At 67.5% G+C, this 22,459-nt stretch carries 14 protein-coding genes and 1 pseudogene; 9 read left to right on the top strand and 6 right to left on the bottom strand.

The annotated features are described in order from the left end of the window. Positions 1-35: 35 nt before the first annotated feature. Positions 36-6,830: a polymorphic toxin-type HINT domain-containing protein gene (locus ACLQ23_RS00455; protein ID WP_355592257.1), complete on the top strand. Its 6,795-nt coding sequence runs from the start codon at positions 36-38 to the stop codon at positions 6,828-6,830. 592 nt (positions 6,831-7,422) lie between these two features. Here ACLQ23_RS00455 and ACLQ23_RS00450 read toward each other — a convergent pair. Then, positions 7,423-7,665 (bottom strand): annotated as a pseudogene (locus ACLQ23_RS00450) (cellulose binding domain-containing protein); the annotation flags it as partial. Positions 7,666-7,899: 234 nt separating this feature from the next. Here ACLQ23_RS00450 and ACLQ23_RS00445 point away from each other — a divergent pair. The 6 genes from ACLQ23_RS00445 to ACLQ23_RS00420 all read left to right on the top strand — a co-directional run bounded on the left by ACLQ23_RS00445 (position 7,900) and on the right by ACLQ23_RS00420 (position 11,503). Beyond that, positions 7,900-8,187 (top strand): hypothetical protein, encoded by a 288-nt coding sequence (locus tag ACLQ23_RS00445; protein WP_355592255.1) that lies wholly within the window; start codon positions 7,900-7,902, stop codon positions 8,185-8,187. A 484-nt stretch (positions 8,188-8,671) separates the two neighbouring features. Further along, complete coding sequence (locus tag ACLQ23_RS00440; protein WP_355592253.1) at positions 8,672-9,163, top strand: hypothetical protein; 492 nt, start codon at positions 8,672-8,674, stop codon at positions 9,161-9,163. A gap of 91 nt (positions 9,164-9,254) precedes the next feature. Continuing rightward, the gene (locus ACLQ23_RS00435) at positions 9,255-9,641 is read left to right on the top strand and encodes an Imm32 family immunity protein (protein ID WP_355592251.1); all 387 of its coding nucleotides are present in this window, start codon (positions 9,255-9,257) and stop codon (positions 9,639-9,641) included. 122 nt (positions 9,642-9,763) lie between these two features. After that, complete coding sequence (locus ACLQ23_RS00430) at positions 9,764-10,060, top strand: Imm32 family immunity protein (RefSeq protein ID WP_355592249.1); 297 nt, start codon at positions 9,764-9,766, stop codon at positions 10,058-10,060. Positions 10,061-10,065: 5 nt separating this feature from the next. Continuing rightward, a complete protein-coding gene (locus ACLQ23_RS00425) occupies positions 10,066-10,500 on the top strand; it encodes a DUF6896 domain-containing protein (RefSeq protein WP_355592248.1) in 435 nt (144 codons plus the stop codon). A 394-nt stretch (positions 10,501-10,894) separates the two neighbouring features. Next, entirely contained in the window at positions 10,895-11,503 is a 609-nt protein-coding gene (locus tag ACLQ23_RS00420) for a hypothetical protein (protein WP_355592246.1), read from the top strand. 120 nt (positions 11,504-11,623) lie between these two features. On the opposite strand, the gene ACLQ23_RS00415 is transcribed toward ACLQ23_RS00420, so the two are convergent. Further along, a complete protein-coding gene (locus ACLQ23_RS00415) occupies positions 11,624-12,757 on the bottom strand; it encodes a GH12 family glycosyl hydrolase domain-containing protein (RefSeq protein ID WP_355592244.1) in 1,134 nt (377 codons plus the stop codon). A gap of 302 nt (positions 12,758-13,059) precedes the next feature. On the opposite strand from ACLQ23_RS00415, the gene ACLQ23_RS00410 reads away from it, so the two are divergent. Together ACLQ23_RS00410 and ctaD are read left to right on the top strand one after the other, a co-directional pair. Continuing rightward, complete coding sequence (locus ACLQ23_RS00410) at positions 13,060-14,172, top strand: FAD-dependent monooxygenase (protein WP_355592242.1); 1,113 nt, start codon at positions 13,060-13,062, stop codon at positions 14,170-14,172. 128 nt (positions 14,173-14,300) lie between these two features. Then, positions 14,301-16,061, top strand: coding sequence for an aa3-type cytochrome oxidase subunit I (gene ctaD / locus ACLQ23_RS00405; RefSeq protein ID WP_377663418.1), 1,761 nt, complete (start codon positions 14,301-14,303; stop codon positions 16,059-16,061). A 479-nt stretch (positions 16,062-16,540) separates the two neighbouring features. Here ctaD and ACLQ23_RS00400 read toward each other — a convergent pair whose 3' ends face one another. Genes ACLQ23_RS00400 through ACLQ23_RS00385 form a run of 4 tightly spaced genes read right to left on the bottom strand, consistent with a single transcriptional unit; the run spans position 16,541 to position 22,453 of the window. Continuing rightward, positions 16,541-17,797: an MFS transporter gene (locus tag ACLQ23_RS00400; RefSeq protein WP_425735989.1), complete on the bottom strand. Its 1,257-nt coding sequence runs from the start codon at positions 17,795-17,797 to the stop codon at positions 16,541-16,543. 40 nt (positions 17,798-17,837) lie between these two features. After that, positions 17,838-18,419 carry an isochorismatase family protein gene (locus tag ACLQ23_RS00395; protein ID WP_425735988.1) on the bottom strand — a complete coding sequence of 194 codons (582 nt, stop codon included), beginning with the start codon at positions 18,417-18,419 and terminating at the stop codon, positions 17,838-17,840. A gap of 52 nt (positions 18,420-18,471) precedes the next feature. Next, entirely contained in the window at positions 18,472-19,758 is a 1,287-nt protein-coding gene (locus tag ACLQ23_RS00390; RefSeq protein ID WP_425735987.1) for a nicotinate phosphoribosyltransferase, read from the bottom strand. Positions 19,759-19,774: 16 nt separating this feature from the next. Beyond that, the gene (locus tag ACLQ23_RS00385; RefSeq protein WP_355592233.1) at positions 19,775-22,453 is read right to left on the bottom strand and encodes a LuxR C-terminal-related transcriptional regulator; all 2,679 of its coding nucleotides are present in this window, start codon (positions 22,451-22,453) and stop codon (positions 19,775-19,777) included. Positions 22,454-22,459 lie beyond the last annotated feature (6 nt).

Below are 22,459 nucleotides of genomic sequence, written 5' to 3'. Positions count from 1 at the left end.
CCGTGCCTTCTTTCAACCAACCCTGGGGAGGGTGGATGTTCTCCCGATTTCTGGGCACGTCCGGCGTGTTGCAGCGCCGGGCGGTGCGACCAGTGTCCTGGGCAATGACTGTCGTGATGACCGCGAGCATCATCCAGGTCGCCAATGCCCCCGCATCGACTGCCGCCGAACGCCAACGTCCGACGGCGACCGACGTCGGCAAGACAGTGCCGAATCGTGCGCCGCTGGGCGTCAAGCCGCGCACGGCAAACCCGGGGGCTGCCCCCGCCACGACGACTCCCGTCACTGTCACCTGGCCGTCGGCCGGAGCCAGTGAGATCGCTGTCCCTGCCCCGACAGGGACATCGGCGCAGGCCGGCGCGCGTACCGGCGCTTCCGCAACCGACCCGGGGCCGGCCGCGACCGGCAAGGCCGGCGGACTCGCTGTGTCGCTGTCGGCTGTTGCCCCACCGGCGCCGAAGGCCGGCGCCAAGGCGGCCACGCCTCCGGCTCCCGCGCCCACGAAGGTACGTGTCGAGGTCCTCGACCGCGCCGCGTCCGAACGGGCCCGCGTCGACGGCCCGTTGATCAGGTTGAACCGCACCGACGGTCAGCAGGGCGCCGGCGACGTCCGGTTGGGGGTCAGCTACGACGGCCTTGCCGGTGCGTTCGGCGGTGACTTCGGTGCCCGCCTGAAGCTGGTGAAGCTGCCGGAGTGTGCGCTCACCACCCCGGAGAAGGCCGGTTGCGCGATCGAGCCGGTGCCGACCGTCAACGACAGTGCATCCCGCACGGTCTTCGCCACGGTCAGCGCCGCGGCGGCGGGTACGACAGTCGCGCTGGCCGCAACCGAATCCTCCTCGCAGGGCGATTTCGGTGCGACGAAGCTCGCGCCGTCGTCGAAGTGGTCGGTGGCACCGTCCACCGGCGGCTTCTCCTGGAGCTACCCGATGCGTACGCCCCCGGTTCCGGGTGGCGGCGCTCCGGGCATCACGCTCGCGTACTCGTCGCAGTCGGTCGACGGGCGTACCGCCACCACAAACAACCAGGGTTCCTGGGTGGGTGAGGGCTTCAACTACGAGCCGGGGCACATCGAACGCCGCTACAAGTCCTGTGCCGAGGACGGGCACGACCAGTACGCCGACCAGTGCTGGGCGTACGACAACGCCACGATCCTGCTCAACGGCAAGTCCACCGAGCTGGTCAAGAGCGGCAGCACCTGGAAGTTCGCCACCGACGACGGTTCGAAGGTGGAGCGGCTCACCGGCGCGGAGAACGGCGACAACGACGGTGAGCACTGGAAGGTCACCACTACCGACGGCACGCAGTACTTCTTCGGCCTCAACAGGCTTCCGGGCTGGACCAGTGGCAAGGAGGTGACGGGGTCGACCTGGACGCTTCCGGTCTACGGCGACGACGCCAACGAGCCGTGCAACAGCACGTCCGGTGGATTCACCGCCTCGTACTGTGACCAGGCGTGGCGCTGGAGCCTCGACTACGTCAAGGACCGCTACGGCAACGTCAGCTCGTACTTCTACACGCCGGAGACGAACTACTACGCCCGCGGCAAGCGCACCGATGCCAACGGCGTGGCGTACCACCGCGGCGGCTACCTCAAGCGGATCGACTACGGCCAGCGGGACAACGCCGTCTACACCACCAACGCCCCGGCGCGGGTGCGGTTCGACGTCAAGGAGCGCTGCCTGCCCAACGGCTCCGTCGACTGTGACCCGGAGGATCTGAACGCGACCACAGCGCCGCACTGGCCGGACGTTCCCTTCGACCGCAACTGCAACAAGGACACCAAGTGCAAGGGCGACCAGATCACGCCGACCTTCTGGACCCGGGCCCGTCTGACGGGGATCACCACCGAGATCCGCGAGGGTAGCGGCTGGACGGCTGTCGACAACTGGAAGCTCGACCACCAGCTCCTGGACAACGGGGACGCCTCCCGCACCCTCTGGCTTCACAAGATCACCCACACCGGCATGTACGGCGACGACATCTCCATGCCGTCGGTGGAGATTGGCAACCTCCAGCTGCCCAACCGGGTCGACCGGGACGACGACAACATCGGTCCGCTGGTGCGTCCCCGGCTCGCCACCGTGTGGACGGACACCGGCGCCCAGATCGACGTCAACTACGCGGCACCGGACTGCTCCAAGAGCGCGCTTCCGACCGAGGGCAACAGCACCAAGCGCTGCTACCCGGTGAAGTGGAACCCGTACGGCAGCGGTGACCCGATCACCGACTGGTTCTTCAAGTACGTGGTTGCCGCCGTCGTCGAAACCGACCGCACCGGTGGCGCACCGGACATGGTCACCAGGTACGACTACCAGGACGGCGCCGCCTGGCGGAAGTCCGAGCCCGACGGGATCTCCGACCCGAAGGACCTGACCTGGGGTGAGTGGCGCGGCTACGGCAAGGTCGTCGTCACCGTCGGCAACGGTCAGACCCAGACCACCAAGACCGAGTACCGCTATCTGCGCGGCATGCACGGCGACAAGATTCCGAGCAGCAGCGACACCCGGGACGTGCGGGTGAAGGACTCCGCCGGTGTCGAGCACGTCGACTACGACCAGTTCTCCGGCCACCAGTTGGAGAGCACGGTCTACGACGGCGGGTCGGAGGTCAGCCGGAGCATCGCCACCCCGTGGCGGCACAACACCGCCACCGAGTCGCACAGTTGGGGTGACAAGAAGGCCTGGTTCACGAACACCTCGGCGACCAGGAACTTCGTGGCGCTCGCCGCCGGTGGCTGGCGGGAGACGAAGAACATCTCGACCTTCGAGACGGACTTCGGCCGCGTCACGAAGACCGAGAACCTCGGCGACGTCAACGTCACGGGCGACGAGGCGTGCAACACCACCACCTACGCCGACAACCCCAACCTGCACCTCTACAGCCTGGTGGCAAGCACCGAGTCGCTGTCGGTGTCATGCGGGACCTCGCCGGTGGACCGCAAGACCCAGGTCATCTCCAACACCCGCACCCTCTACGACGGCAAGGCGTTTGGGGTGGCGCCCACGCTCGGCAACCCGACCAAGACGGAGCGGATGGCAAGCCACAACGGCACCACCGCCACCTACATCACCACCGCGTCGGGAACCTTCGACGGGTACGGTCGGCCGCTCAGCGCCACCGACGCGATGGGCAAGACCACCACCACCACGTACACCGATACGAACGGTCTGACCACGAAGGTGGTCGAGAAGAACCCGCTCGAGCACGAGACAGTCACCGAGTACGCCCCGGCCTGGGGCAGCCCGGTCAAGCAGACCGACCCGAACAAGCTGGTCAGCAAACTGCAGTACGACGCGTTGGGCCGGCTGTCCAACGTGTGGATGCCGGACCGCAGCGGCGACAGCCCGAGCATCAAGTACAGCTACCTGATCCGCACCGACAAGCCGGTGGCGGTCAAGACGGAGAAGCGGCAGAACGACGGCTCGTACAGCGTCGAGTACAAGCTGCACGACGGTCTGCTGCGGCCCCGCCAGGTGCAGACCGAGGGGCCGAACGGCACCCGGATGATCGCGGACACCTTCTACACCGCGACCGGCAACCTCGACAAGACGTACGCCACCTACAACGCCGCCGGTGCTCCGACGGACGCCATCTTCCCCGCCCGCAACGGTGAGGTCGACGGCCAGACGCTGTACGTCTACGACGGGGCCGACCGGGTCAAGGCGGAGATCTTCGCGGTAGCGGGTAACGAGAAGTGGCGCACCAGCACCACGTACGGCGGTGACCGCGTCTCGGTCGACCCGCCGGAGGGCGGCACCCCCACCACGGCGATCTCCAACGCTCTCGGGCAGACGACCCAACTGTTGCAGTACAAGGGCACCGGCCCGTCGGGTGCCTCGGACAAGACCCTCTACACCTACAACCGCTCCGGCCAGCTCGCGACGGTCACCGACCCCGCCGGCAACGTCTGGAAGCACGAGTACGACCAGCTCGGCCGCAAGGTCAAGTCGATCGACCCGGATGCCGGGACGTCGACGATGACGTACGACAACCTGGACCGGCTCACCAGCACCACTAACGGTGTGCAGCAGACGATCAGCACCACGTACGACGCGATCGGCCGGACCACCGCCAGCTACAAGGGGTCGGCCGAGACCGGCGTACTGCTCAGCAGCTGGACCTACGACCTGGAGATGCTCGGGCAGCTCTCCATGACGAGCCGGTGGATCGACGGGGCGGAATACGCCACCTACTACACCGGCTACGACGAGCTCTACCGGCCGCACGCCACCTACTACCAGGTGCCCGAGCACGCCGGCGCGGAACTCGCGGGGTTGTACAGCTTCGCGGCGGAGTACAACGAGGACGGCACCGTTCGGGCGACAGGCATGTCCGACGGTGGAGGCTTGCCGTTCGAGAGCATCGCCTACACGTACGACAGCATGGAGCGGTTGACCGCGACCGAGGGTGACGTGCCGTACCTGACGGACGTCGACTACTCGGCGACCAGCGAGGTCATCCAGACCGAGGCGAAGCTCGGCGCCAACAAGGTCTGGTCGACCTACGGGTACGAGCAGGGCTCCAAGCGGCTCACCCACCAGCGGCTGGACCGCAGCGGCGCGCCGGTCATCGACATCGACGCGCAGTACAGCTACGACGCTTCCGGCAACATCACCCGGATCGCCGACACGCCCTCGGGCACCCGGGACGTGCAGTGCTTCTCCTACGACTACCTGCGCCGCATGGAGCGGGCCTGGACGTCGGCGAGCACCGCCACCGACCCGTGTGCCGGAGGCCCGTCGACGACGGGTGTGGGTGGGGTGGCCCCGTACCACCACTCCTACACCTACGACGTGGTGGGCAACCGTAAGACCGAGTCGCAGTTCGCCGCAAACGGCACCTCGCTCAAGGAGCGCGTCTACACCTACCCGGACGCGGGCAAGTCGCAGCCGCACACCTTGCGCTCGATGACCGAGACGACGTCGGCGGGCTCGAAGCTCCACGAGTACGGCTACGACGCGGCGGGCAACACCACGAAGCGGACGAAGGTCGGCGAGGACCAGACTCTGAAGTGGGACGCCGAGGGCAACCTCGAGTCCGTCACCGACGCCGCGGGCAAGAAGACCAGTTTCCTGTACGACGTCGACGGCTCCCGGATGCTCCGCAAGGAGCCGACCGCGACGACGCTCTACCTGCCGGGCATGGAGGTCCGGCTCGACCACACCACCAGGGCGACCGACGGTACCCGCTACTACTCCCTGCCGGGCGGCGGCACGATCGTTCGGAAGATCAACGGTCTGCACTACGTCGCCTCCGACCACCACGGCACGGGTCAGGCGACCGTCGACGAGAACGGTGCGATCGTGCACCGGCGCAGCACGCCGTTCGGTGAGTCCCGTGGCACGCCACCAACACCAGGGCAGTGGCCGACGGAGAAGGGTTTCGTCAACGGCAACCAGGACTCGACAACGGGTCTGGTCAACATCGGCGCCCGCGAGTACGACACCGTCACCGGTCGGTTCATCTCCGTCGACCCGATCATCGACGTCAACGACCCGCAGCAGATGCACGGGTACGCGTACGCCAACAACAACCCGATCTCGTACTCCGACCCCGACGGCCTCAAGGCGTGCTCCGACGACGCTTGCGGTCCCGGCGCCGACTACGAGGACATGTACGGCAACTACCACAAGGTCAAGGGACACAACGACGGCTGTGGTGGCTGCTCGAAGGCGTACGACCCGGACGAGCCCACGATCAACGCGTGGAACAACCCCCGGGCCAGCGAGAAGGACCGCCGGGCGGCTGCGGCGGCAGCGGCCGAGAAGGAGCGCCAGGCTCGCATCGCGCGGGCGAAGCAGAAGCTCCTGAACGCGGCCAAGGCCCTCGCAAAGATCATGATGGACGAGTTGGGCATCACCGATGCTCTGGACTGCTTCCTCAAGGGCGACATGGGCGGCTGTCTCAACACCGCCATCAACGTCGCCACCTCCGCCGTCGGCGGTGCAATCGGCAAGCTCGCGGCGAGATACGGCGCTCCATGGAAGTGGAAGAAGTTCGGCAACCTCGTCACGAGAACCAAGGGGCTCCTGGGTGACCTTGTCGACGGCGCGAAGAGCTTCTTCAAGGCCAGCAAGGGCTGCCTGGACAGCTTCGCGCCGGGCACGTTGGTGTTGATGGCGGATGGCTCAAGGCGTCCGATCGAGAGTGTCAAAACCGGGGACAAGGTGGTTGCCCGCGATCCACAAAGCGGGAAAACCTCGATACGTACGGTCGTAGCCACACACATCAACCTGGACGTCTACCTGACGGACCTGACCCTGAAGGTCCCCGACGCTGATGCGGTCCCCTTGCAGACCACCCAACATCACCCGTTCTGGAGCGCGGATCGTCGCGCCTGGGTGGATGCGGGCAACCTTCAGGTCGGGGAGCGTCTCGGGACGAGTAATGGCGACGTCGTCAAGGTTGCCGCCCTTCGCTCCTACGCGAGTACGGCGGTCAGGTACAACCTCACCGTACAATCAATCCACACGTACTTTGTACTCGCAGGTCAAACGCCCGTCCTCGTCCACAACTGCGGCGACGAGATCGGCCTTGATAGCGCTGGCGAGGCATATGTGAAGTCGAAGCACATGAAAAGCGGCGAAAGATACGACAACACAAAAGGCGATTTCGACAAGGACGTCGATCTCTATGACCTCGCGGAAAATGCGAATAACTTTCCCGGCCATCTTCAGGACAATGGAAACTGTGCGCATGTGTGTACAGCGGATCGAATTATCGGCCGCGAGGCGGCCAAGGACGGTGGTATGCCGACGAATGTATACACGGTGATCGTCGGAGATTACGGCGGTGTCGTGACTATGCATCCGGGCTTGCCGCGGTAATCGACCAAAGGAGCCCGTTGTATGTCTCTCAGTGCTTGGGTCTGGACTCTACCCGACGAAAGGCTAGCGCTTTGTGAGCATGGAAGCCTCAACGAGCTAGTCAAGCTTGCCCGGGAGATGCAAATGCCAATGCTTGGGAACGTCGATCGTTATGACGATACACGTTTCAATAGAATGCAAATGAAGCTCGTTTGCTCTGAACTCCATGAATTAGTTAGCCAATCGTCGCCTGGGGGAGTACTTGATGCAGCGCGTGAACTTCTCGCGATGGCTGAACTCGTGAGGGCGAAAGCCCACCGATATCTTATCTTTGTTGGCGATTAGCTAAGGTAGCTTGACGCGTGGATGGCGCGACCTCACGGGTCTCGCCATCCACGCGTGCAATGTGATCGCCGGCAACACACCGGTGCTCGTCCAACTGCGGCCGCGTTGTCAGGAGCCGCAACGCAGCACCCGCATGCACGACTCCAACCTTAGGGGCCATGGATCCGTCGACACCTCCGCCCACCGACTGCTGTTAGCATGCGGCTGAGCTGACGGATGTGGATGCGGGGGTCGCGACTGAAGTCGCGCCCCCCGCACAGTGGCCGTATCAGGAGCGGGAGCAGGACGTCCCGTTGAGCGTGAAGCTGGTCGGTGACGAGTACGACCCGTTCAGGGTGCCCTGGTAGCCGAAGCTTGCCGTGCCGCCGGGTGCGATAGACCCGTTGTGGCCGACGTTGCGGGCGGTCACCGCGGATCCGCTCTGGCTGACAGTGGCGTTCCAGGCGTTGGTGACCTGCTGCCCGCTGGGCAGTGTGTAGTTGAGCGTCCAGCCGTTGATCGCGCTGGACCCTGCTTGAGGTTGCGAGGCTCCTGGCTGGGCAGTGGTATTGAGGGTACCGTTTGCCTTCGAAGATCAAGGGAATTGGCCAGTATCGCGCGACGACCGTTGGGAAGTTGAACGATACAGGGTTCGACGTCCTCAGGCGGGAGAACCCCAAAGCGCCCCACACCCTATTACCCTGCCCAAGCCCGTTACCGGCGACACGACGGATGCGCTAAATAATGCCTTCAAGACCTGCCCGCTATGATGGATGAATTCTTCGAACTCGCCCTGGTCGCGATGGACAAGTCAGGTGACGTTTCGGTAAGAGGCAACGCCATTTCGCGGATGGCTGAGCTTGATCCAGTCAAGGCAAAAGGAATTCTTATCGGTGTCGCGTCGGCCGGCGACGAGCCGGACGAGCTTCTGCGACAAGCAGGAAAGTCGCTGGGGCTGCTCGCAGCAAAGGCGGGCTACTTATCCGAATGGGATTTGCGGGACGTGACGGAGAGCGCGTACGAGGCGTACTGCGAATGGTTGACCTTGGAATGAGTCGAAAGTTGATAGGTGGTCGAGGGGGCGGTGCGACCGAACTGCGTGGCGAGGTGCCCCTCACTCCTCGAGCGAGGTGCGCCTCGCCACGCAAAAGAGGGTCGGACGTCCTGGTAATTGAGCACAACTGATAGCGAGTTTCGCCCTCGATTCAACGATCGAGGAGCTTGCCATGCAAGTAGCGCCATCTGCACTGGGGTGAACCACGGTTCAAGCCAGTGCGGCGGGAGCGCCGTTGCGGAGCTGGTCCGCGCCAGCGATCCCGTGGTGGCCGGATCCCTGACGGCTCCTTTGTGGCTAGATGTGGTCGGAGGGCAGGCAGGATGAGCCGACTTCGGGCTCGCGGCACTTTCTGAAGGTGCGCGTGCTCTTAACCACGGTCAACGGCAACCGGCGTTGCCGGGAGGTGACTGCCCTATCGTTGCGAGACTCCTGGCCGGGCAGTGGCGTTGAGGCGTGTGCCGAGGTCGTGACAGGAGGGTGGGTGGAGATCACTGGGGTGGACACCGTCGTTGTGGTGCCTTTCGACGCGCGACCAGCCGTGACCGCGTTCGTCCATGGCATGCGGCGACTCTGGCCGTCTGCGCGCATCGGAATCGATGACGGCAGAGAGCCGATGGTCATCGACCTTGAGGAGGCTGCCGGCTATCCGGCTCGCGGTGAACTGATGTTCGCCCGCGATCCGGCGATGGACGAGCACTGGGAGGAGCACGGGTACCTCCCGATGCCGGATGGCTCCGGTCCAGTGACGCTCATCTACGAGATTCACCACGACTTGGTGGTAGAGGTAGACGTCGCCGGCGAGGGTCGCTTGGACGACGGCCCGCTGTCAGGATGGACCGGTGTCGAACTGGCTCTGCCGGAGGCAACCGCGCTTACGCTGGTCACTCATGCCGCTCCGGCTGAGGACGCCTTCGGCGCCGCGATCCTGGCACTCTTGCGTGAAGCCCTGGGCTACCAGAGGGCAAGTGACTGAACCTGGTCGCGACGTCGGCTGCCAACCTCAGAGGCCATGGGCCCGTCGACAGCTGCGCACGCCGACTGCTGCTGGCCCGCAAAGGAGGAGGATGGATATGCAAGTCCTGCGTTCGGATGCGACTGCTGAAATGGAATTGTCAGGAACTCGGCTGGATCTGCTAGGTCTGGCCCAGGCGCTCCGTTCCGTCCGGGAGACGCTGCCGCTCAACGCTGAGGCGGACCCTTTTCCATACAGCAGTGCACTGTCGACGATAGAGTCAAGATGCACGTCCGGTTATGTTGCCATAACGCTTTCGGCAGATTTTCGCACCTTGACATTCTCCGGTGGGCCGGGAGAGTTGGAGTCCCTTGCGTCGGCCCTCATCGGCTTCGCCGAAGAGGGGGACGATTCTGCCCACCTTCATGTGGAATACGTCCCCGGCCACGAGTACCTGTCGCCGAGATCCGTGCCGCTGGTAATTGCGCTGACGGGCTGAGATATGGCGGTCGGGACGTACCGGGGCTCGATCGGCTGGACGAGCAGCGGTGGGGGCCTGTGAGGAACCATCACGCTTATCTGTCGGAGGAGAGGGTGGCGCCCGTGTCAGGTTTGCCGGCCGTGAACGACTTTGACGAGCCGCCGAAGGAACCCGTCGTCGTCGGAGTCATCCCGTACGACCCCCGGCGTGGCCTGATCAGCGACTGGGACGACGACACCGTCCTGCGAATAGAGGTGCTCGAGACGACGGCGAAGACGATCCTGATCTCGGGCAACGCGGCTGGGCTCACCTCGCTCGCGCGTCACCTGCTCACCCTCGCGCAGCCCAGTGCCCCGGCCGGGTCCCATCTGGACTTCGACGACTACTGCGGTTGGTTCGAGGAAGGTTCGTTCGGGGTCCGGATCGAACTGGAGTAGCGGAGATGAGCGGATCCCTCTACTGGCGTACGCAGGTCGTAGAGTTCCTTGATGGTCTCGGCGCGCTTCGCGCCGCTCTTCTTCAGAGTGGCGCGGACCTGGAGACCCTCGGGCAGTTGGTTACGGAGGCCAGGAAAGGTGGAGTTCAGCGAAGTGGGATTCTGAGAGGTGTGGAGTACCAGGTCCACGGCCGTGGTGTGTTGATGGTCGACGCAGTCGGCCGTGAGGTGGACGTCGATCTTCTTCCCGATGATTCCGCGATATTTGATCCATGGCGTTTGTTGCGCTTCTCGAACCAACCTGAAGTAGCGGGGTCGGAGGTCAGCCGCTGCGTCGAGCAAGTGTGCCGCGAACTTGTGAAGGAGGGCGTGCTCCGTGAGCCGACACCCGGATGGTTCTGCGCTGCCGATGAGCCGGTCCCGCGGCGGTCGCGGCCGTAGGGCCGCTCCCTCCTCTTCGTGGAGATGGCGGCGTAGAGGCTTGAGGGAGGCACTGAATTCCTCGTAGCCTGCGAGGATGATCGAGACCGAATTAGGCGCTTGATCACGAGACTGAATGGCCGAACGCTGCGGTCCATCCAGGTTTCGCGCCATCTCGACCTGGTGTTGACCTTTGTAGGGCTACTGCTGTTGCTCTTCGTCTCCAGCGGAGCAGACGGGAGGTTCCAGCACTGGTCCATTCAGTTCGACACGGGGCAGACGCTTTTCGCAGGTCCGGGAGACTCTTGGACCCTCGCGGGCCCGAGCTGACGGATGTGGATGCGCCAAACACCTACTCACCGAACAGGCATAATTGTGCGGGTCCGATGGGCGACCTAGGAGTTGGGCACAACTGATGGCGAGCTTCGACCTTGATTCAACAGTCGAAGAACTTGCTCGTTCTGTCGAGGAGCTTCCGATACGCTCGAAGGCAGCCTTATTCGGTGCATGTGCCGAGGTGTTGGTCCCCCTGCTGGACGAGGTCGAGCGGCGGACGTCGGGTAAATGGACCCTTTCTGCGGCTCGGATAGCCCTCGATCTAGTGCCACCGTTCATTGAGGGTGGGCCCGCCCAGGGCGATCACCTTGAGCTCAGGAAGCGCATCCTTGCGGCCGGGCCGAATGGGCACGAACTCGATTCCCCCTGGAGCAGTTACGCGCAGGACGCACTCACCTGCGCTGATGCGGCGTTGGTTGCGGCATCAACACTAGGTGACCTCGATTTTGAACCGATCTGGATTCAGTACGTGATCAACCCGATGGTGGTTTCGCTCGATGTGCAGGGTTATGATGTCGAATTCTCTCCCGGACCAGTGGGGGGAAACGAATTGCAGGTTCAGCTCGACCGAGTTATCGCTTTCCTGCACTCAGCCACAGCTCGACTTTCCCTCCAAGCGGTTGACCGTGTGACGTACAGGGACTTGGTCGAGGAGGCTGAGATCATACGACCGACGGTACTTGGATAGGCGTGTCGCGGAGAGCGGGTGGCGGGCAGGTCCGGGAGACTCTTGGACACTCGCAGGGCCGAGCTGACGGATGTGGATGCGGGGTCGCGACGTCAGCCGCGACCCCGCACAGTGGCCTTATCAGGAGCGGGAGCAGGACGTCCCGTTGAGCGAGAAGCTGGTCGGTGACGAGTACGACCCGTTCAGCGTCCCCTGGTAGCCGAAGCTTGCCGTGCCGCCGGGCGCGATCGACCCGTTGTGGCCGACGTTGCGGGCGGTCACCGCGGAGCCGCTCTGGCTGACCGTGGCGTTCCAGGCGTTGGTGACGGTCTGCCCGCTGGGCAGCGTGTAGTTCAGCGTCCAGCCGTTGATCGTGCTGGACCCGGTGTTGGTGATCTGCACGTCGGCGGTGAAGCCGTTGTTCCACGAGTTCGGCGTGTACTTCACCGCGCAACCCGAGCTGCCGCCAGGCGGCGGCGTGGTCCCCGGGGGCGGGGTGGTGGGGTTGTTGTTGCCGCCACCGTTGACGTTCGCGGAGAACGAGGTCACCGCGAGGCCGGCGCCGCCCTGCCAGGGCTCGAAGCCGGCCTGGATGCTGGTCAGGTACCAGCTGTTGGTGATCGCACCTCGGTTGCGAACGTCGTTGATGAACTCCAGCACGCTGAAGTTCAGGCTGGAGATCGCCGACGGCGCGACGTACGAGATGACGTTGTTCCCACCGTTGTTGCCTTGCCATACCTCCCAGGTCCGGCCGGCGAGCGTGGTGTTGCCGACCCGCGAGCCGATGGGCTGGATCGATCCCTGCCGGTTGAGCCAGATCATGATCTCCATCTGGTTGACGCCGTCGCGCTTGGGCGACGGGTCCAGCCAGATGTCGTACGACGCGTTGTAGGTGGCGCCGCTGACGTACCGGTAGTTGATGCTGCTGGTGGCGCTGCTGATCTGGCTCACCTGGATCGGCAGGTTCGTGCCGGGGGAGCAGTTGGTGTAGTGACAGCCGAAGAACACCGAGGGGTACGCCGTGGGCGCGCCGTTGGTGGGGTTGCTGCCGTTCTGCGTGGTGATCTCGAAGCCGGTGCTTGTGACGTTGATGCACTGCTGGGCGGTGGTTCCCCACTTGTTGTTCTGCACCACGTACCGGCCCTGGATGGTGGTGGAGCCGTACTGCTCGCAGATCTGGGTGTCGGCGGAGGCGGTGCCCCCGAGGGCTACGGCGAAGAGCGAGCCGCTGAGCAGCAGGCCGGCCGCCAGCAGGGCCCGAAGTGGACGTTTCATGACGCTCCTTGACTGCGGCGCGTGCGGCGCGCCGAACGGGTCGGGGCAGGTGCGGGAGCGCTCCCACGCTCGCTGACACATTTACATGTCTGAAACTCTCGCGCAACCGTTCGCGTCAAACTGGTGAAATGTGAGGATTGCCATCCGCCCGCCGGACGGCCGTCGCCGCACGTCCAGCTGAGCGGCACGCGTCCCCGAGAGGTGGTTCCGGGCGGCCGGTCGGGCTCTGGTGTGCGCCGATTGCGCCGAGTAGCGTGTTGCCTCCAACGCGTGCCGTAACCCCTCCGGAGGCGTACACCACAATGGGTGGCTCTCCCCTGCGCATCCTCGTCGTCGGCGCGGGCATCGCAGGCCTCGCCGTGGCCCGGGCGTTACGCCTGGCGGGCTTCCGGCCCGACGTCACCGACAAACTGCCGCCGGGGGAGTCGACAGCGACCGGCCTCTACCTGCCCGGCAACGCCGCCCGCGCGTTGCGTCGACTCGACCTGCACGACCCGGTCCGCCCACTCGGACAGGTCATCCACCGGCAGTGCTTCTTCGACGCGACAGGCGCGCCGCTGTGTGAGGTGGATCTCGACACCCTCTGGGCCGGCGTCGGCGAATGCCGGGCGCTGCCCCGGGCCGACCTGCACCGGGTGCTGCTCAGCGGCGCTGGCGGCGCCGTCCGCCACGGCGCCGAGGTCCGCGCCCTGGACCTGCTTCCGGGCGGCGTCGGCGTCACCTTCACCGACAACACCACCACCGAGTACGACCTGGTCATCGGCGCCGACGGGCCGCGTTCCTCGGTCCGGGCGCTGGCCGCGCTCGGCGGGCCGCCCCGCCCCGTCGGGCAGGTGGTCTACCGGGCGGTGCTGCGCGACGGCCCACCCGTCAGCGAGTGGACCGGTCTGCTCGGGCAGCGCTCCGGCCTGCTGTTGGTGCCGATCGGTGGGGGTCGGCTGCACTTCTACGCCGACGAGGCCGGCACCAAGACGCCCGCCGACCCGTTGGCCCGGCTCCGCGAACTCTTCGGCGACTACCGGGGGCCCGTGCCCGAGGTGCTGGAGATGCTGACGCAGGACCAGGTCCACGTCGGGCTCACCGACGAAGTGGAGCTGGGCCGCTGGTACCGGGGCCGGGTGCTGCTGGTCGGCGACGCCGCCCACGCCACCGCGCCGACGCTGTCGCAGGGTGCCGCCATGGCGCTGGAGGACGCCGTGGTGCTCGCCGAGTCACTGCGCGCAGCCAGCAGCGTCGATGTGGCGCTCGTCGCGTACGAGAGTCGTCGTCGCCCGCGTACCCGATGGGTGGCCGACCGGACCCGGGACCGCAACCGCACCAGGGACGTGCCGCCGGCGCTGCGCGACCCGCTGCTGCGCGGACGCGGCGGACGGATCTTCGGGGAGCACTACCGGCTACTGGTCGGCCCGCTGTAGTCCCGTAGTAGATCGTGTCACGCCACCCCACGCGGCGCTGCGACCTGCCGGGGACTATCCTCCTTGCGGATGACGGCCCGCAGATAACCAGCGTGTGCCGAGCGACAACCGAGAACCGGAGGCCACTCGTGACCACCGTCGCACCCAAGCCGGTCGTGACCCGGCCCTGGCCGGTCCGGGAGCCGGTCAAGGGGTCGGCCATCGCGCGGCTGCTGCGAACCACGGACGCGAAGCAGATCGGGATCATGTACATGATCACCGCGTTCGTGTTCTTCATGATCGGTGGCCTGATGGCCCTGGTCATGCGGGCTGAGCTGGCTCGACCCGGGCTGCAGTTCCTCTCGCCCGAGCAGTACAACCAGCTCTTCACGATGCACGGCACGATCATGCTGCTGTTCTTCGCGACGCCGATCGTGTTCGCCTTCGCGAACTACATCGTGCCGATCCAGATCGGCGCGCCCGACGTTTCCTTCCCCCGCCTGAACAGCTTCGCCTACTGGCTGTACCTGTTCGGCGGCACGATGGCGACCGCCGGCTTCATCACCCCGGGCGGCGCCGCCGACTTCGGCTGGTTCGCGTACGCGCCGCTGAGCAGCGTCGAGCACTCGCCCGGCGTCGGCGCCAACATGTGGGTGATGGGTCTGGCCATCTCCGGCCTGGGCACCATCCTCGGCGCGGTAAACATGATCACCACGATCCTCACCCTGCGCGCGCCCGGCATGACCATGTTCCGGATGCCGATCTTCACGTGGAACATCCTGGTCACCAGCCTCCTGGTGATCCTGGTCTTCCCGCTGCTGGCCGCCGCGCTGTTCGCGCTCGCCGCGGACCGCATCCTCGGTGCCCACGTGTACGACCCGGCAACCGGTGGGCCGATGCTCTGGCAGCACCTGTTCTGGTTCTTCGGCCACCCCGAGGTGTACATCGTCGCGCTGCCGTTCTTCGGCATCATCAGCGAGGTCATCCCGGTCTTCTCCCGCAAGCCGATCTTCGGCTACAAGGGCCTGGTCGCCGCGACGATCGCGATCGCCGCGCTCTCCATGAGCGTCTGGGCGCACCACATGTTCGCCACCGGCCAGGTGCTGCTGCCGTTCTTCAGCTTCCTGAGCTATCTGATCGCCGTGCCGACCGGTATGAAGTTCTTCAACTGGATCGGCACCATGTGGCGGGGCCAGATCAGCTTCGAGACGCCAATGCTCTGGGCGGTCGGTTTCCTTGTCACGTTCCTCTTCGGTGGTCTGACCGGTGTGCTGCTGGCGAGCCCGCCGCTGGACTTCCACGTGTCGGACTCGTACTTCGTGGTGGCCCACTTCCACTACGTGCTCTTCGGCACCATCGTGTTCGCGGTCTTCGCCGGCATCTACTTCTGGTTCCCGAAGATGTTCGGCCGGATGCTCGACGAGCGCCTGGGCAAGGTGCACTTCTGGCTCACCATGATCGGCTTCCACACCACGTTCCTGGTGCAGCACTGGCTGGGCAACGAGGGCATGCCCCGCCGGTACGCCGACTACCTGCCCAGCGACGGCTTCACCACGCTGAACATGATCTCGACGGTCGGCGCGTTCATCACCGGTATCTCGACGCTGCCGTTCATCTACAACTGCTGGAAGGCGTACAAGACCGGCCCGGTTGTCGAGGTGAACGACCCCTGGGGTCACGGCAACTCGCTGGAGTGGGCGACCAGCAGCCCGCCGCCGCTGCGCAACTTCGACCGGATGCCCCGGATCCGCTCCGAGCGGCCCGCGTTCGACGAGAAGTTCCCGGAGTTGGCCGCCGGTGGCCAGAGCCTGGCCGGCCCGCCGGAGGGTGGCTCCAAGCCGCTCACCAGCGAGTCGGACGGCGGTGCCAGCTACCGCGAGGACACCGCCAGCGACGTCGACCGCAACTGACGCGCAGCTGAGCAGTACGACGGGCGCCGCCCCCGGGACACCGGGAGCGGCGCCCGTCGCCATGTCCGGCCAGCAAGACCCGCGTCTCGCCCCGCGACCAAACAGTGCGGCTGCGGCTGCCTCTGCCGGTGTCGTTGCGGGCCGTGCGGGTGGACGGGGGCCATGCGGTGCCGTGCGGTGCGGGTGGACGCGGGCCGTGCGGGTGGACGCGGTGCGGTCGTGGCCTGGCCTGCGTTGTTGGGTTGTGTTGCTGGACTGCGGCTCCGATCCCGGCGTGGCTTTGTTGTTGTCGTTCGCCTCGGCGGTCGGGTCGTCGGTCCCTGAGAAGCTGATACCTGTGAGTCATATTGATGACTCACAGGTATCAGTGCGATGAGATGACATGCCCACCGGGGCGGCAGCTTGCCGGAGTGGCGATCGGTGTGCGGCAGCGCGCCGGAGTGGGAATGGGTGCGGCGGCTGCTTGGTGGCGCGGTGGATTAGCGGGTGGCGGGAGCGAGCTCCGCGTCGGGTAGCGGTAGCGGTAGCGATGCGGAGCTGGCAGCGGTGTTGCGGCGGCGTAGCTCGATCGGGAGGACGACCAACGTGACAAGCGCACCGAGCGCGCCGGTCACCACGAAGCCCCAGAGCGGAGCAGTGGCGTCGATCACCGCGCCAGCGAGCGGGGCGCCGATGGCCACGCCGACGGTGACGGCCGAGCCGTGCAGGCCCATGGCCTCGCCGCGTACCTCGGCGGGGACCAGTCGGCTGACCGCGTCCGAGCCGGCCGCGATGGTCGGCGCGCAGAGTGCCCCGGCCGGGATCAGCGCCAGGCAGAGCAGCCACCAGTGTGCGCCGCCCAGACCGACCGGGATTGTGCACAGGGCCAGCGCCCCGGTCAGCGCCAGCGGTGAGAACGAACGGTGCACGGCCCCGTAGGCGAATCCGCCGGCCAGCGAGGCGACCGCCCAGATGGTCAGCACGACGCCGGTCCAGCCGACCTCGCCGCTGGCCCGCAGGACGGCGACGACCGCCACGTCTGTGCCACCGAGCACCAGGGTGGCGGCGGCGCTGAGCGCCAGGACGGCGAGCAGTTGGGGCGTCAGCCACTCCCGGTGCGGCACCCGGCGGCGAGGGCCGACGGGCTCGGCAGCGCTGCGGATCGGTGGGTTGACGAGCCACAGGGCGACACCTGCGGCAACGATGCCACCGCCGACGAGGTACATGGTGGTCTGCGCCGAGATCGCGGTGACCAGGGCGACCGCCAGCGCTGGGCCGATCATGAAGGACAGCTCGACCGACATGGAGTCCAACGCGTACGCCGGCCGCCGTTGATCTTCCGGAACCAACGCGGCGATCGACTGGCGGACGACCGAGAAGATGGGCAGGGCCAGCGAGCCGGCCACGAAGGCGGTCGGCAGCAGCAGCGCGTACGGCAGCGACGGCGCCGTGCTCCAGAACACCGCTTCGGCGACCGCCGTCAGCACCAGCACCGGTCGCAGGCCGCGACGGTCCACGAGCCGGCCGAGCAGCGGGCCGCCGATCGCCGCGCCCACGGTGATGGCAGCGCCCACCAGGCCCGCCGCCCCGTAGCCCCGGTCGAGGTCGAGAACCACGTGAAAGGTCAGCGTGATCCCGGTCGCAGTGAGCGGGATTCGGGCCAGGACGGCGATCAGCAACAGCGACCGCAGGCCGGGCAGCGCGAGCGCCGCCCGGTAAGGCTTCATGTTCACGTTGGTCCCTACCTCCGGCGACATCCTCGACCGGCGGCGGACCGATGGCCACCCAATTACCGCATCATGCGGCCCTGATCACAGGCTCGCCGTGCAGTGTCACGCCAGCGCCGTCCATGGCACGCAACGCCACGTCGGTGGTGGCCGGAGCGACAGCGGCGGTCAACTCCAGCAACACGGTCGTGGCGAAGCCCTCGCGGGCGGCGTCCAGCGCGGTGGCCCGGACGCAGTGGTCGGTGGCGATCCCGACCACGTCGACCCGGTCCACGTCGTGCCGGCGCAGCCAGTCGGCCAGGCACTCGCCGTCGTCGGCGTGCCCCTCGAACCCGGAGTACGCCGCGGCGTACTCGCCCTTGTGGAAGATCGCCTCGACCCGCCCGGTGGCCAGGTCGGGGTGGAACTCCGAACCGCTGGTGCCGACCACGCAGTGCCGCGGCCAGGACTCCACGAAATCCGGCGGATCGCCGAAGTGCGCGCCCGGGTCGACGTGGTAGTCCTTCGTGGCGACCACGTGGTCCCACCGCTCCGGCTCGTTGGCGAGCAGACGGGAGATGCCGGCGGCCACCCCGGCGCCACCCGCGACGGCAAGTGAGCCGCCCTCGCAGAAGTCGTTCTGTACGTCCACGATGATCAGCGCGTTGGCCATCGGGGCACCTCTCTTCTCGTGCTCGGGTCTGTGGCGGCGGTCCGGAACGAACTCAGGCGGCGGGTACGACGGTGACCGGGATGGCCGGGTCACCGGCGGACAGCTTCAGCCCCTCCCACGGGATGGAGATGAGGCACTCCCGCAGGTGCGCCCGCGACTCGTCGAGGGTGGGCAGGGCCAGCGGCTCGCCGTCGGCCACGTACGAGCGCTGGAGCATCCGGTCGTTGGCCTGCCGGTCCGGCACGCCCTGCGAGACGATGATCTCTTCGGTCGCGGTGCCGGTGGGCTTGTGGCGGCGGACCGCGACCTTCCGGCCGCCGATCGTCGCCTTGTGCTCGGAACGCTTCACCACTGGCCGGCCCTCGACCTCGACGAGCTTGTAGACCAGCCCGGCGGTGGGCGCACCCGAGCCGGTGACCACTGCGGTGCCCGCGCCGTACATGTCGACAGGTTCGGCGGCCAGCGCGGCGATGGCGTACTCGTCCAGGTCACCCGACACGATGATCTTGGTCTCGGTGGCGCCCAGCGAGTCGAGCAGCTCGCGGGACTGCTGGGCGATCACTGCCAGGTCACCCGAGTCGATCCGTACCGCCCGCAGCTCCGGCCCGGCCACCGCGATGGCGTTGCGGATCCCCTGGCTGATGTCGTACGTGTCGACAAGCAGCGTGGTGTCCTTGCCCAGCGTGGCGACCTGCGAGGCGAACGCGGCGCGCTCGTCGTCGTGCAGCAGCGTGAACGCGTGCGCAGCGGTGCCCGCCGTGGGGATGCCGTAGCGGGCGCCCGCGGCGAGGTTGGAGGTGAACCGGAAACCGGCCAGGTACGCCGACCGCGCCGCAGCCACCGCCGCCTCCTCGTGGGCGCGGCGTGACCCCATCTCGATCAGAGCCCGGCCCCGGGCAGCGGTCACCATCCGGGCCGCCGCTGCCGCCACCGCGCAGTCGTGGTTGAGCACGGACAGCGCCAGCGTCTCCAGCACCACGCACTCGGCGAAGCCGCCGGAGACGGTGAGGATCGGCGAGCCGGGAAAGAACAGCTCACCTTCGGCGTACCCGTCGATGTCGCCGGTGAAGCGGTAGTCGGTGAGCCAGGCCGCCGCCGCGTCGTCGACCACGCCGGTTCGGCGGAGGAAGTCGACCTCGGCCGGGTCGAACCGGAAGTCGCGGATCAACTCGATCAGCCGGGCGGTGCCGGCGACGACGCCATAACGGCGGCCGCTCGGCAGCCGGCGGCTGAACACCTCGAAGACGCAGCGACGGTCGGCGGTGCCGTCCTTCAGGGCGGCGCTGACCATCGTCAGCTCGTAGTGGTCGGTCAACAGCGCGGGGCGGAGGTTGCTCACCGCCCCAGCCTAAGGTTCAGCCCGCGTCGTCGCCCTCGTGGCCCGGGATCGCCCGCAGAGCCGCCCACAACTCGGCCCGACCGGTCACGCCGAGCTTGGTGTAGATCCGCTGGAGGTGGTTCTCGACCGTGCGGGCCGAGAGGAAGAGGCGCTCGGCGATTGCCTTACTTGTCGCGCCGTGCGCGGCGAGGCGGGCCACCTGCCACTCGCGGTCGGTGAGCACCGGCGCTCCGGCGCGTAGCGCGGGCGTGCGGATCAGGTGGCACCGGCCGAGCAGGCCGGCCAGGCGCTCCCGGGCCTCGCCCGCCGCCACCGACTGCTGTTGGCGTAACAGGTGCAGGGCCTGGGCGGTGGCCTCGGCGGCGTACACGGTCAGCTCCAGCGCGGCGTAGTCGTCGGCGACCGCGAGCAGATCCGTGGGGCAGTTGGTCACCGCGGCCCGAGCGTGCCGGGCCAGCAGTGGCGGAAGCCCTCCGTCCACCTGCTCGGAGAGTTCCGCGAGGCGCTGCGCCACAGTGCGCCGGCCACCGTCGCGGCAGGTAGGACCGGTCGGCGCGCCCGCCTGGTCCAGTCGAACCAGGTCGTGCAGGACGTGCACCTCGTGCCCGGCGAATCCGTCCGCCCGTAGCCGGTCGGCCAGGTCGCTGAGCTGCTTGACCGCGCCCGGCAGGTCGCCCGACGCGGCGAGCACCGCGCCCCGGGCCTGCTCCAGCCACGGGTAGAGCACCGCCATGCCCGGGGCGTGGGTGCGGTCGGCCTCGGCCATCGCCTCGGCGGCCTGCGCCGCGTCACCGCGCAGCGCCGCCGCCTGCGCGCGTTCGGCCTGGGCCAGACCGGCGTAGACCCGGCTGGTGGCCAGTACCGCGCAGGCACCCAACGAGGTACGCATCGCCGCGTCGCTCTGCCCGCGTAGTCGTGCCGCGTACGCCTGAAGGATCGCCAGGTAGCCGGTGCCGAGCCGGAAATCGCCGGCGCCCGCCAGGTCGGCGAACTCGTCGGCCACGATCGCGTCGATCCCCACCAGGTCGCCGGTGAGCATCAGCCGGGTGCCCCGGGCCAGCTCAAGGGCCAGTTGCAGGTACGGCATGTCGGTGCGCCAACTGGCCGCCGCCGAATGCACCTGGGCGATCGCCGCACCGCTGCGGGCCAGCTCGCCCTGCGCGGCCTGGACGTGCGCGATGGTGCTGCGGGCCAGCTCACGGGCGGCGACGCTGGCCGCCGGCCGGTCCAGCACGCGCTGGCTCAGCCGCACGGCGGTCGTCGTGTCCAGCCGGTGCAGGCGCATGATCGCCTCGAAGGCGTGCACACGGGCGCGGTCGGCGGAATCGCTGAGCTGCTCGACCCGGTCCGCGATCTCCTCCACTGTGGATTCACGGCTCAACCCCCAGTAGCTGACCATCCCGCGTACGGTCAGCCAGCGGCAGAGCCGCCGCTCGTCGTCGGGTTCGAGGGTCACCGCGTCGAGGACGCTGAGCGCCTCCTCCGGCCGGTCGGCGAACATCAGGATGGTGGCCAGCAGTTCCGCCGCGTCCGAGCCGCCGTCGGCGTTCAGCGCGGCGCGGGCCAGCCGGGTCGCCAACGGCACGTCGTAGCGGGTGAACGCCTGCACCGCGGCGTCCACGAGCAGTGTCGGGTCCTGCGCCGTGCCCGAGTCGAGTCGCCACACCGCCACCCGGAGCAGGTCGTCGCGGCGGCGCTTGCCCACGCGCTCCAGCAGTTCGGCGAGGTGTGCCTGGAGCCTGCGGGTGCGGCTGACCGGGCAGCGGCGGCGCATCACCTCGCCGTAGAGCGGATGGGCCAGCCGTACGTTGGTCCGCCGGTCGTGCTGCACGACGGTGATCAGACCGCGCTCCTCGGCGATCTCCACATCGGACGGGTCGGCAGCCTGGTTGAGCAGGTGCAGGCCGAGTGGTTCACCGAAGGCGACAAGCTCGACGACGGTGCGGACGCCGTCGGTGAGCTGCCCGACGCGGGTGTCGATCAGGTCGGTGAGGCTGGGCGCCAACTCCAGCCGGCCCGTCCACTTCCAGATCCCGTACGTGCGCTTCAACTCCTCGCTGCCGTTGGCGGCGTGCACCAGCTCGCGCAGCAGCAGCGGGTTGCCGGCCGACAGCCGGCCGAGCCGGTCCGCGGAGCCGGCGTCGACCGGACCGCCCAGGATCGCCGCCAGCAGGCCTGCGGTCTCCGACGGTGGCATCGGGGTCAACTCGACGTGCTCGACCAGATCGTCGGTCCAGAGTGCGCGGATCGGCAGGGGGATCTGCTCGCCGTCGCGCAGGGTGCCGACCACTGTCGCGTTGTCCGACCGGGCGACCAGGTGCACCAGGGCCGCCGACGGCGGGTCGAGCAGGTGCGCGTCGTCGATGGCGAGCACGATCCGCCGGCCGGCGGCCTGTTGTTGCAGGACGCCGAGCGCCCAGCGCAGGATGCCCGCGGGGGAGAGGCCCTGGGGCTGCTCGGCGGGGAGGACCTGCACCAGCCCGCCGAAGGGCAGCGCGGCAGTCGTGGCGCTGGCCGCGATGGACCAGATCGCGTACCGGTCGGTGGGCAGGGCATTGACACCTTCGCGCAGCAGCCGGCTCTTGCCGATGCCGGCGCTGCCGCTGAAGAAGAGCCCACGACCGGCCTCGCCGGTCACCGCCGCCAGCAGGCGGTTGAGTTCGTCGGTCCGCCCGACGAACTTCCATCGACTCATCCGCGC

This window comes from Micromonospora sp. DT41 (genome assembly GCF_049841715.1).
In the GTDB taxonomy this organism is placed as follows: Bacteria; Actinomycetota; Actinomycetes; order Mycobacteriales; family Micromonosporaceae; genus Micromonospora; species Micromonospora profundi.
The sequence above is the reverse complement of the archived record's forward strand: the minus strand, read 5'-3'. Positions and strand labels throughout refer to the sequence as shown.